This window comes from Actinocorallia lasiicapitis (assembly GCF_054778695.1).
Genome location: NZ_BAAGZI010000198.1, coordinates 1 through 10,317 on the forward strand (window position 1 = coordinate 1; position 10,317 = coordinate 10,317).

Consider the following 10,317-nt stretch of genomic DNA (forward strand, 5'->3'; position numbering starts at 1 on the left):
CCGCCGCCGCCCGCGAGGCCGCCGCGCTGCTGGCGGGGCACCCGCTCTACCGGGGCCGCGCGCTGCTGGCCGCGGGCTCCTACGAGGAGGACCGCGACACCGCGCTCGCCGATCTGCGCGAGGCCGCCGCCCTGTTCACCGAGCACGGCGCGGAGAACCTGCTGGCCCAGGCCGTCCGGGAGCAGCGCAGGCACGGGGTCAGGGTGCCGGCGAAGGAGAAGGGGCGCGGGGCGGGCCCCGGCGGGCTGTCCCGCCGGGAGCTGGAGGTGGCCCAGCTCGTCGCCGACGACTACACCAACCAGCAGATCGCCGACAAGCTGGTGATCAGCGTCCGGACCGTCGAGACCCATCTGTCCAACATCTTCACCAAGCTCGAGGTGACCTCACGGGTGGGTGTGGCAGGGGCGATAAGGGATCTTCCACGCGAATAGCGCGAACTAGGGGGAACCCGGAGCCCGCGCGACGACTCCTAAGTGGCAGGACCAGTACGTAGGTATGTCGGGAAGATCAGGGTTTCCCACGATGCCGAGTTTCTACGTATTCGGGGATTGTTGTCGCACACGGTTCGCCGCAGGAGGACAGGTTGAAGATTCCGAGGTTCACTCTCGACGGGGTGACCGACGCCGAGGTGTCGGAGCGCCTCTTCGCGACGGAGGACGGCCTGGGCCTGAGCCTGACCCGCTTCCACCGCGGCGACTGCGACGACGTCGTCCTGCTCATCCACGGGCTGACGCTCTCCCGCGACATGTTCATCATGCCCGAGCACACCAACCTGGTCTCGCACCTGCTCGACAACGGGTTCACCGACGTCTGGGCGCTCGACTTCCGGATGAGCAACCGGTTCCCCTACGACATGGAGACCCACCGCTACACGCTCGACGACGTGGCCGCCTTCGACCACCCGTCGGCGCTGCGGGCGCTCCGCGAGGCCGTCGGCGACCGCCGGATCCATGTGATCGCCCACTGCCTCGGCTCCGTGACGTTCATGATGAGCCTGTTCGGCGGCAAGGTCGACCAGATCACCAGCGTCGTCTCCAACAGCGTCTCGCTGCACCCGAGGGTGCCCTCGTGGGCCAAGTGGAAGCTGCGGTTCGGTCCCGGGCTCGCCGAGTACGGCCTGTCGATGCCCGTCCTGGACCCCCGGTTCGGTGACGCCCCCTGGTTCACCCGGCGCAAGCTGTTCCAGCGCGGCGTCTCGCTGTTCCACCAGGAGTGCTCGGACTCCGCCTGCCACATGCTCAGCTTCATGTGGGGGAGCGGCCGGCCCGCGATGTTCTCGCACGAACTGGTCGAGGAGGCCACCCACCGGCGGATGGCCGACCTGTGCGGGGCCTGCGGGGTGCACTACTACCGGCACGTCCACAAGATGGTCGAGGCCGGGCACGTCGTCGCCTACGACGAGCGGGACGACCGGCTCCCCGCCGACCTGCTCGCCGACCTGGCGGCCGTCGAGACCCCGATCCTGTTCCTGACCGGCGCGGAGAACCGGGTGTTCACCGACTCCAACATCGTCACCCACGCGGCGCTGGAGAAGGCCGCGCCCGGCAGGCACGAGCTGGAGATCCTGCCCGGCTACGGCCATGTCGACCCGTTCATCGGGCGGGACGCCCACCGCGAGGTGTTCCCCCGGATCGTCGAGTACCTGAGGAAGAAAGCGGTCTGATGGAGCAGGCACAGGAGCACGTTGCGGCCGTCGTCATCGGTTCCGGTTTCGGCGGGTCGATCGCCGCCTACCGGCTCGCCGACGCGGGACTCTCCACCGTCCTGCTCGAACGCGGCCAGGCGTACGCACCCGGCCAGTTCCCGCGCACCCCCGCCGAGATGGGCCGCGCCTTCTGGGACCCGCGCAAGTCGCTGTACGGCATGTTCGACGTCTGGAAGTTCGACGGCTACGACTCGGTCGTCTCCTCCGGGCTCGGCGGCGGCTCACTGATCTACGCCAACGTGCTCCTGCGCAAGGACGAGAAGTGGTTCGTCCACGAGCAGGCGCTGCCCGGCGGCGGCTACGAGCACTGGCCCGTCAAGCGGGCCGACCTCGATCCGCACTACGACGACGTCGAACGGTTCATCGGCGTCGCCCCCTACCCCGTGGAGCACGAGCCGTTCGGGGGAACGGCGAAGACCCACGCCCTCCAGGACGCGGCAGCCGAGCTGGGGCTCGACTGGTTCCGTCCGCCGCTCGCGGTCAGCTTCGGCACGCACACAGGGGCCGTGCCGGGGCTGCGCGAGCCGCTCCGCCCGCAGTGGTATCCCAATCTCCACGGAGCGGCGCGCACCACGTGCCGGCTCTGCGGCGAATGCGACATCGGCTGCAACGACGGGGCGAAGAACAGCCTCGACCACACCTATCTGTCGGCGGCGAAGCATCGGGGGGCCGATCTTCGCACGCTCAGTGAGGTGAAGCGGGTCCGGAAGCGGGACGGCGGCGGCTACCTGGTCGACTACGTCCGGCACGATCCCGACACGGGGCACAGGGCCGCCATGACGATCGGCTGCGACCGGCTCGTCATGGCGGCCGGCACCTACGGCACCACCCGGCTGCTGCTCTCCTCGGCGCTGCCCGGGATGAGCTCCGCGCTGGGCAGCCGGTTCTCCGGCAACGGCGATCTGCTGACCTTCCTGCTGAAGGCCAAGGACCGCGACCGGATCAGGCCGCTCGACGCCTCCAAGGGGCCGGTGATCACCAGCGCGATCCGGCTGCCCGACGAGCTCGACGGCTCGATCGGCGGCCGCGGCGCCTACATCCAGGACGGCGGCTACCCCGGTTTCGTCGACTGGATGCTGTTCGGCCTCGACGTGCCGTCCCAGCTCGCGCGCACCGCCGAGTTCCTGTGGGAGCGGTTCACCGAGTTCTTCTCCAGCGCCCCCGACACCAACCTGTCGGCGGAGCTCGCCGACCTGATCGGCAGCGGCGCGCTGTCGGTCAGCTCGCTGCCGCTGCTGGCCATGGGCCGCGACGTCCCCGACGGGGTCCTCAGCCTCGGCCGCGACGGCCTGCTCCAGGCCGACTGGACCGTCGCCACCAGCAAGGACTACTTCGACCGGCTCCGCGGCACCATGCAGAAGATGGCCGACGTGCTCGGCGCCGAGTACCACGACAATCCGCTCTGGTTCCGCAAGCGCGTCATCAGCGTGCACCCGCTCGGCGGGGCGCCGATGGGCCGCCACCCGGGCGAAGGGGTCTGCGACTCCTACGGCGAGGTGTTCGGGCTGCCGGGGCTGTACATCGCCGACGGCGCGGCCCTGCCGGGCCCCGTCGGCGCGAACCCGGCGCTGACCATCGCCGCGCTCGCCGACCGGATGTGCACCGCGATCGTCACCGGGGCGAAGTCGGGCTCCGGTGCGCACGACCAGGGGACGGGGGCCGGGGCGGCCATGGGGATGGCCGGCCCGACGCTGGAGGGGGCGGTGGACGACGGCGAGGCGGGGCCGACCTCGCTGTCGTTCACCGAGGAGATGAAAGGCCACTATGTGGCGGGCGCGCGCGACCCCCACGACGACGACCACGGCGCCAAGCTGGCGTTCCGGCTGACGATCACGGCCGACGCCGTCGACCGGTTCCTGGCCGAGCCGTCGCATCTGGCCGTCGCGGAGGGCTGGATCGACGCCCCCGACTTCGGCGGCCGTCGCCGGGTCGAGAAAGGGCGGTTCAACCTGTTCGTCCCGGTCACCCGGGAGGGGCTGCTCGAGCCGGACCGGCGCGAGATGCGGTACCGGCTGTTCTTCTCCGACGTCCAGGGACGCCCGCTCACCCTTTCCGGCTGGAAAGACATTCATCACGGTCCCGCCACCCATATCTGGCCAGACACCACGACTCTGTACTACCGGATATTCGCTGGACACGTCGCGGAGGATCCCGAAGAATCCCCTGTCGGCGCAGGCACGCTGCACATCCGTCTCGTGGATTTCGTCGAACAGCTCACCACGTTCCGCACCGAGGGCCCGAACGGCCTGCGGTCCCTGGACCGCTTCGGCCGCTTCTTCCTCGGCGAGCTCTGGGACGTCTACGGGCCCGGGTGACGAGGCTCACTTCCCCGTTGTCAGCACCCCGACAGCGTTCTGTCAGTGGCGGGGTTTAGCCTGCGATTACATCAAGATTTTCTCGCTAACGGAGGCAATCCCCCCATGGCACGCAAACTTGCTGCCTTGCCTGCTGGTCGTACCGCGAAATGGATAATTCTCGCGGTATGGATCGTTCTAGTGCTTCTCGGCGTGACGGTCGGCAAGCTCACCGACGTCGAGAAGAACGACATGTCGGCGTGGCTTCCGAAGAACGCGGAGGCCACCAAGGCCATCTCTGAGGCGGCGAAGTTCCAGCCCGCCGACACCATGCCCGCCATCGTCATCTACAACCGGGACTCCGGTCTCACCGAGGCCGACCAGGCCAAGGCCAAAGCCGACGCCGCCGCTTTCAAGGGCGTCGCGGGCGTCGCAGGCGAAGTCGACGGTCCGCTCGCGTCGAAGGACAACAAGGCCCTCCAGACCGTCGTCCAGGTGCAGCTCGGCGCCGAGGGCTGGACCGGCGCGGCCAAGACCGTCGACGGCATGGTCGCCATCGCCGAGAAGGACGCGAACGGACTGGGCACCCATGTGACGGGTCCCGCCGGTTACGCCGCCGACTCGGGCAAGATCTTCAGCAGTATGGGCCTGCTGGGTGCGATCACCTTCCTCGTGGTGCTCGTCATCCTGTTGTTCACCTATCGAAGCCCCACCCTGCTGTTCATCCCGCTCATTACCGCGGGCGTCGCGGTGAAGGTGGCCGAAGGCGTCGTCTACCTCCTGGCCAAGCACGCCGGGCTCACCGTCAACGGGCAGAGCAGTTTCATCCTCACCGTGCTGGTCGTCGGCGCGGCGACGGACTACGCGCTGCTGCTGATCGCCCGCTACCGCGAGGAACTGCGCAAGCACAACGACGTCCACGTCGCGATGGCCGAGGCGCTGCACAAGGCCGGCGAGGCGATCATCGCCTCCGCCGCGACCGTCGCGATCAGCCTCATGATCCTCATGCTGGCGACCCTCAACTCCACCAAGGGCCTCGGCCCGGTCTGCGCCATCGGCATCGTTGTCGGCCTCGCCGCCATGATCACGCTGATGCCCGCTCTCCTGGTCATCTTCGGCCGCTGGATCTTCTGGCCGCGCATTCCGCATGAGGGCACCGCCGACGACTCCCACGAAGGTCTGTGGGGCAAGGTCGGGCAGAAGGTCGCCATCCGTCCGCGGATCGTCTGGATCGTCACCGCGATCGCTCTCGCGGGCATGTCCTTCGGGCTCGTCGGGCTCAAGGCCGACGGCATCTCCCAGAAGAACCAGTTCACCAAGACCACTCAGGCGGTCACCGGTGAGGAGATCCAGTCCCAGCACTTCCCGTCCGGCTCCGGCGACCCGATCTACGTGATCGCCAACGCGGGCAAGGCCGCCGAGATCAAGGCCGCACTGGCCGCGACGCCGGGCGTCAGCGAGGTCTCGCCGCAGCAGCCCGTCAAGGACGGCCGGGTGTTCACCCTGGCCACCCTGGCGGACGCGCCGAACAGCAAGGCGGCCATGGACTCCGTCCGCAGGGTCGGCGACGCCGTCCACGCGGTGCCCGACGCCGACGCCAAGCTGAGCGGTGGTACCGCGATCACCGTCGCCATGGAGGACGCGGCCTCGCACGACTCCAAGGTGATCATTCCGGTGACCCTCGTGGTTGTGTTCCTGATCCTCGCGCTGCTGCTGCGGGCGATCGTCGCGCCGCTGCTGCTGATGCTCACCGTCGTGCTGTCCTTCGCGGCCGCGCTCGGCGTCAGCAATCTGGTGTTCCTGCACGTCTTCAAGTTCGAGGGGATGGACGCCTCGTTCCCGCTGATGGCCTTCACCTTCCTGGTGGCCCTCGGGATCGACTACAACATCTTCCTGGTCACCCGGATCAGGGAGGAAGCCCTGCAGCACGGCACCCGTAAGGGCGCGCTGATCGGCCTGTCCGCCACCGGCGGTGTCATCACCTCCGCCGGACTGGTGCTCGCGGGCACGTTCGCGGCGCTCGGCGCGATGCCGATGGTGTTCCTGGCCGAGCTCGGGTTCGTGGTCGCGTTCGGTGTCCTGCTCGACACGATCATCGTGCGCTCGGTGCTGGTCACCGCGCTCACGCTGGACGTGGGCCGCTACTTCTGGTGGCCGAGCGCCCTGTTCCACAAGAAGGACGACGCAGCGGTCGCCGCTCCGGACGAGTCGGGTTCGCTGGTCAAGTCCTAGCGGGTCGGCTGGAGATCGGTTTCACGGGGCCGTTCCGCTGAATCGGGCGAGGAGCTCGGTCAGGGGGACGGCTCCGGCCGTCACGGCGGCGTACAGGGATTCGACGTCCTGGTAGCCGAGGTCGCGGGCGATCGAGAGGGACTCGCCGCCGGTCTCGGCCGCCAGCAGGTCGACGCCGTGGTCGGAGAGGGCCGTGAGCAGGGCGTCGCGGCCGGTGCGGGCCTCCTCGTCGGCGCGCACCCCGTCCAGATGGCGCTGGATGTGCACGCGGGCCTGCGCGGTGCGGGCGAACGACAGCCAGCCCTCCGACGGTGCGGCGTCCGGCGCGGTGATGATCTCCACGACGTTGCCGACCTTCACCTCCGACGACAGCGGCGCGAGCCGGCCGTTGACCTTCGCGCCGATGCTGTGGCCGCCGGTCTCCGGATCGACGGCGAACGCGAAGTCCAGGGCGGTGGAGCGCTGGGGGAGCGCCACGATCACGCCCTGCGGGGTGAACGTGGCGATGGTGCCCTCGGCCAGATCGGTGCGGAGCGAGTCCAGGAACTCGGCGGACGGGGCGTCGGCCTCCCACGCCAGCAGCCGCGCCAGCCAGGCCAGATCGCGGCGGCCCGCCACGGCGTCCTCGGTGGCCTTGCCGGTGCCCGCCTGCCGGATATGGGCGATCACCCCGTACTCGGCGACCTCGTGCATCGACCTGGTCCGGATGATCACGTCGATGAGGTCGCCGTCGGGGCCGATCAGCACCGTGTGCAGCGAGCGGTACAGGTTGAAGCGGGGCAGGGCGACATGGTCCTTGACCCGGCCGGTGATCGGGTGCAGCGCCGAGTGGACGGCGCCGAGCGCGACGTAGCAGTCCTGGTCGGTGCCGTCGACCAGGACGAGCAGCCGCGTCACCTCGGTGGGGCGCAGCCCGGTCAGATCGCCGCGCAGGCTCTTGTGCACCGACCACAGATGGCGCGGCCTGATCTGCACCTCGGCCTTGACGCCCTGCGCGGCCAGCGCCGCCCGCAGCAGCTCCGCGGACGGCCCGAGCGCGTGCGCCGCCCCGCTCAGGGCCTGCTGGACGGCCGCGGCCGTCGCGGTGTGGGCGTCCGGATCGAGGGTGGCGAACGCCAGATCGTCCATCTCGCGTTTCAGCACGTAGATGCCGAGCCGGTCGGCGAACGGGATCAGCAGGTCGAGGGTCCGGTTGGCGATCTTCTCGCGCTTGTGCGGTGGCTGGAAGCCCAGCGTGCGCAGGTTGTGCAGCCGGTCGGCCAGCTTGATGATCAGGACCCGGAGGTCGGCGGCGGCCGCCAGCACGATCTTCCGGAAGGTCTCGGCCTCGGCGCGGTCCTTGCCCCAGCGGTCGCCGTCCAGTTTGGTGACCCCGTCGACCAGCGCCGCGACGTCGTCGCCGAAGTCGGCGCGGCACTCGCCGAGTGTGTAGGCGGTGTCCTCGACGGTGTCGTGCAGCAGCGCCGCGACCAGGGTGGTCTGGTCCATCCCGAGCCCGGCCAGGATGGTCGCGACGGCCAGCGGATGGGTGATGTACGGGTTGCCCGACTTCCGGTTCTGGCCGCGGTGCATCCGTTCGGCGACGGCGTAGGCGCGGCGCAGCTCGGTCGGATCGGCCGCCGGATGGGCGGCGCGGTAGGCGGAGATCAGCGGTTCGGCGGCGGGTTGGACGACCGACCGCGGCGCGCGGGAGAACACCAGGCCGGAGGGCGTGCGACGGCGCGGAGCGGGACGCCGCGGCTCGCCGTCCTCGGAAGCCGCGGCCAGATCGGGCTGGAAGGTCGTCATCATGACCGCCTGATGAGCGTCGCCGACGGGGTGTAGCCGCCATTATGGGGCACCGGCCCGCCTCCCGTCACCCTCTGTGCACAGAAGCGGATTTAACGCAGTGGACACGCGTCTGTGATTTCTCCCACGGGTCCGAGTTGTAGGTTTGTGTCATTGCAGGTCACAAGGTGTCCGGCTCCGGTCCTTGCAATCGAGTCGTGATTGGTCATGAATAATATGCTTATGATCCCCTCGCCCCGGAACCTTCGCGACGCCGCCGGCAATGTCACCCACAAAGTGCTGTACGGCCGCCTCGCCGACCTCCGCAAGATGCCCGCCGACCTGATCGACGACGGGCACAAGCGCACGGTCTACCGGTACCGGCCGGCGAAGCCCGTGATCCCGACCGGCCCGCCCGTGCTGCTGGTGCCGCCGCTGGCCGCCGACGCCGCCGCCGCGTTCGACCTGCGCCGCGGGTGCAGTCTCGCCGAACACCTCGTCTCCACCGGGCGGCGCACCTACCTCGTCGACTACGGCCAGATCGCCTACGCCGACCGTGATCTGGGTCTCGAGCACTGGATCGACGAGGTGCTGCCGGGCGCGATCCGCAAGGTCAGCGAGGACGCGGGCGGCCAGCCCGTCCAGCTCGTCGGCTGGTGCCTGGGCGGGATCTTCGCGGTGCTGACGGCGGCCGCGCACCGGGATCTGCCGATCGCCTCCCTCACCTCGATCGCCGCGCCCGTCGACTTCGACCGGCTGACGCTCGCCGGGCCGCTGCGCCCGCTGACCAGGCTGACGGGCGGCGCCGAATCGGTGCTGCTGACCATGTTCGGCGGAATTCCGCAGCCGCTGGTCAAACGCGGATACCAGCTCCTGGGAATCGACAAATACCTGATGCGCCCGCTGACCGTCCTGGCGAACCTGAACAACGCCGATCTCCTCGCCCAGATCGAGGCCGTCGACGCGTTCACCGACCGGATGCTGGCCTATCCCGGACGGACCATCGGCCAGATCTACGAATCGTTCTTCCGGCGCAATGATCTGGCCCGCGGCACGGTCTCCGTCGCCGGCCGGGACGTCCACCTGTCCGACGTCGCCGTCCCCGCCCTGGTGATCGCGGGACGTTCCGACGGCATCGCCCCCTGGCGCGCCGTCCATCCGCTGACCCGGCTCCTCACCGGCTCCCCGAAGGTCCGCTTCGACACGGCGCCCGGCGGCCATCTGGGCGTCCTGACGGGCCGCGCCGCCCGCTCCACCACCTGGACCCGCCTCGGCCGCTGGCTGGACGAGAACGCCCTCTCCCACGGCCTCCGCGCCCCCCGGGCTCCCCGCGAGGTCGCCAGCCACTCCTGAGCACGGGCGGGAACGCGAACGCGACGCCGTCCCCCATGGGGAGGCGTCGCGTCGGGAGAGCCTAGGACTCGTCTTTGGGAGGCGCGGGCCGCGCGGCCTGGATGCGGATCCGGCCGGAGGCCAGGTCGGGGCGGTTGCCGCCGGTGCCCGCCTGCTCGTGGTCGTCCACCCGGCGGAGCTTCTCGGCTTCCTGCTCCTGAAGCTGGATCTTCTTGGCGCCGCTGAACGCCGCGTGAAGATCTTCGAATATGCCCGCGCCGAAACCGGCTCCGGCCTCGCCGTCGCCGCGCAGGGCCTGCATGAAGCTGCCGTTCTTGGCCTCTTCGGTGCCGGTGACCTCCTGCGCCCATTCGGGCACGGCCATCTTGGCCTCCAGCTTGGCCTGCTGCTCGGCCTTCTTCGCCTTGGCCTCGCCCTGCTGGGCCAGCTTCCCTGATGGCCGCTTGCGGCGGCGGAACGGTGACTTCACGCACTCTCCAACGTATCGACGCCCCGGTTTGATCCCCGTGTGCGTGACCTGACACTCCCGACTGTATTGCCGGACAGGGGATCCCGGAAGACCGGTGCGAAACCACGATAACCTTCGAGACGTGCGTCTCTTCGAACTCGTCCAGATGATCGAGGGCCGATACGACCCCGCCTGGGCGGAGTCCTGGGACGCCGTCGGACTGGCCTGCGGCGACCCCGAAACCGAGATCTCGTCGGTGCTGCTGGCCGTCGACCCCGTCACCGAGGTGATCGACGAGGCCCTGTCCGAGGGCGTCCAGCTCGTGATCACCCACCATCCGCTTTTTCTGCGCGGAGTGAACAGCGTCGCCGCCACCACGGCCAAGGGCCGGATCGTCCACCGGCTGATCAGGGCGGACGTCGCGCTGTTCACCGCGCACACCAACGCCGACGTCGCCGACCCCGGCGTGTCCGACGCGCTGGCGCGCGCCGTCGGCGTGTCGGGGCCGCTGCGGCCGC

Annotated in this window: 8 protein-coding genes; 6 read left to right on the forward strand and 2 right to left on the reverse strand. The window is 69.7% G+C overall.

Translation table 11 applies throughout. The features are described 5' to 3' along the window. From ACYVE7_RS20695 to ACYVE7_RS20710, 4 genes are all read left to right on the forward strand, one after another. On the forward strand, nucleotides 1–431 hold a 431-nt coding region (locus ACYVE7_RS20695; protein WP_460366612.1), incomplete at its 5' end, for a LuxR C-terminal-related transcriptional regulator. Between the two features lie 152 nt (nucleotides 432–583). Beyond that, complete coding sequence (locus ACYVE7_RS20700) at nucleotides 584–1,663, forward strand: alpha/beta fold hydrolase (protein ID WP_460366613.1); 1,080 nt, start codon at nucleotides 584–586, stop codon at nucleotides 1,661–1,663. Further along, complete coding sequence (locus ACYVE7_RS20705) at nucleotides 1,663–4,020, forward strand: GMC oxidoreductase (protein WP_460366614.1); 2,358 nt, start codon at nucleotides 1,663–1,665, stop codon at nucleotides 4,018–4,020. The genes ACYVE7_RS20700 and ACYVE7_RS20705 overlap by 1 nt, the downstream gene beginning before the upstream one ends. Before the next feature lie 180 nt (nucleotides 4,021–4,200). After that, nucleotides 4,201–6,231, forward strand: coding sequence for an MMPL family transporter (locus ACYVE7_RS20710; protein ID WP_460366615.1), 2,031 nt, complete (start codon nucleotides 4,201–4,203; stop codon nucleotides 6,229–6,231). A gap of 21 nt (nucleotides 6,232–6,252) precedes the next feature. Here ACYVE7_RS20710 and ACYVE7_RS20715 read toward each other — a convergent pair whose 3' ends face one another. Then, nucleotides 6,253–8,022 (reverse strand): RelA/SpoT family protein, encoded by a 1,770-nt coding sequence (locus ACYVE7_RS20715; protein ID WP_460366616.1) that lies wholly within the window; start codon nucleotides 8,020–8,022, stop codon nucleotides 6,253–6,255. 219 nt (nucleotides 8,023–8,241) lie between these two features. On the opposite strand from ACYVE7_RS20715, the gene ACYVE7_RS20720 reads away from it, so the two are divergent. Continuing rightward, nucleotides 8,242–9,351, forward strand: coding sequence for an alpha/beta fold hydrolase (locus tag ACYVE7_RS20720; RefSeq protein ID WP_460366617.1), 1,110 nt, complete (start codon nucleotides 8,242–8,244; stop codon nucleotides 9,349–9,351). A gap of 61 nt (nucleotides 9,352–9,412) precedes the next feature. On the opposite strand, the gene ACYVE7_RS20725 is transcribed toward ACYVE7_RS20720, so the two are convergent. After that, nucleotides 9,413–9,820 (reverse strand): DUF6191 domain-containing protein, encoded by a 408-nt coding sequence (locus tag ACYVE7_RS20725; RefSeq protein WP_460366618.1) that lies wholly within the window; start codon nucleotides 9,818–9,820, stop codon nucleotides 9,413–9,415. Between the two features lie 145 nt (nucleotides 9,821–9,965). Between ACYVE7_RS20725 and ACYVE7_RS20730 the strand changes: the two genes are divergently transcribed. Next, nucleotides 9,966–10,317 (forward strand): Nif3-like dinuclear metal center hexameric protein (locus tag ACYVE7_RS20730; protein ID WP_460366619.1); only part of this gene is annotated, 352 nt, incomplete at its 3' end.

Coding starts and splice junctions, on each gene's coding strand:
- ACYVE7_RS20720 (WP_460366617.1), top strand. CDS start 8,242: ATGATCCCCTCGCCCCGGAACCTTCGCGACGCCGCCGGCAATGTCACC.
- ACYVE7_RS20715 (WP_460366616.1), bottom strand. CDS start 8,022: ATGATGACGACCTTCCAGCCCGATCTGGCCGCGGCTTCCGAGGACGGC.
- ACYVE7_RS20705 (WP_460366614.1), top strand. CDS start 1,663: ATGGAGCAGGCACAGGAGCACGTTGCGGCCGTCGTCATCGGTTCCGGT.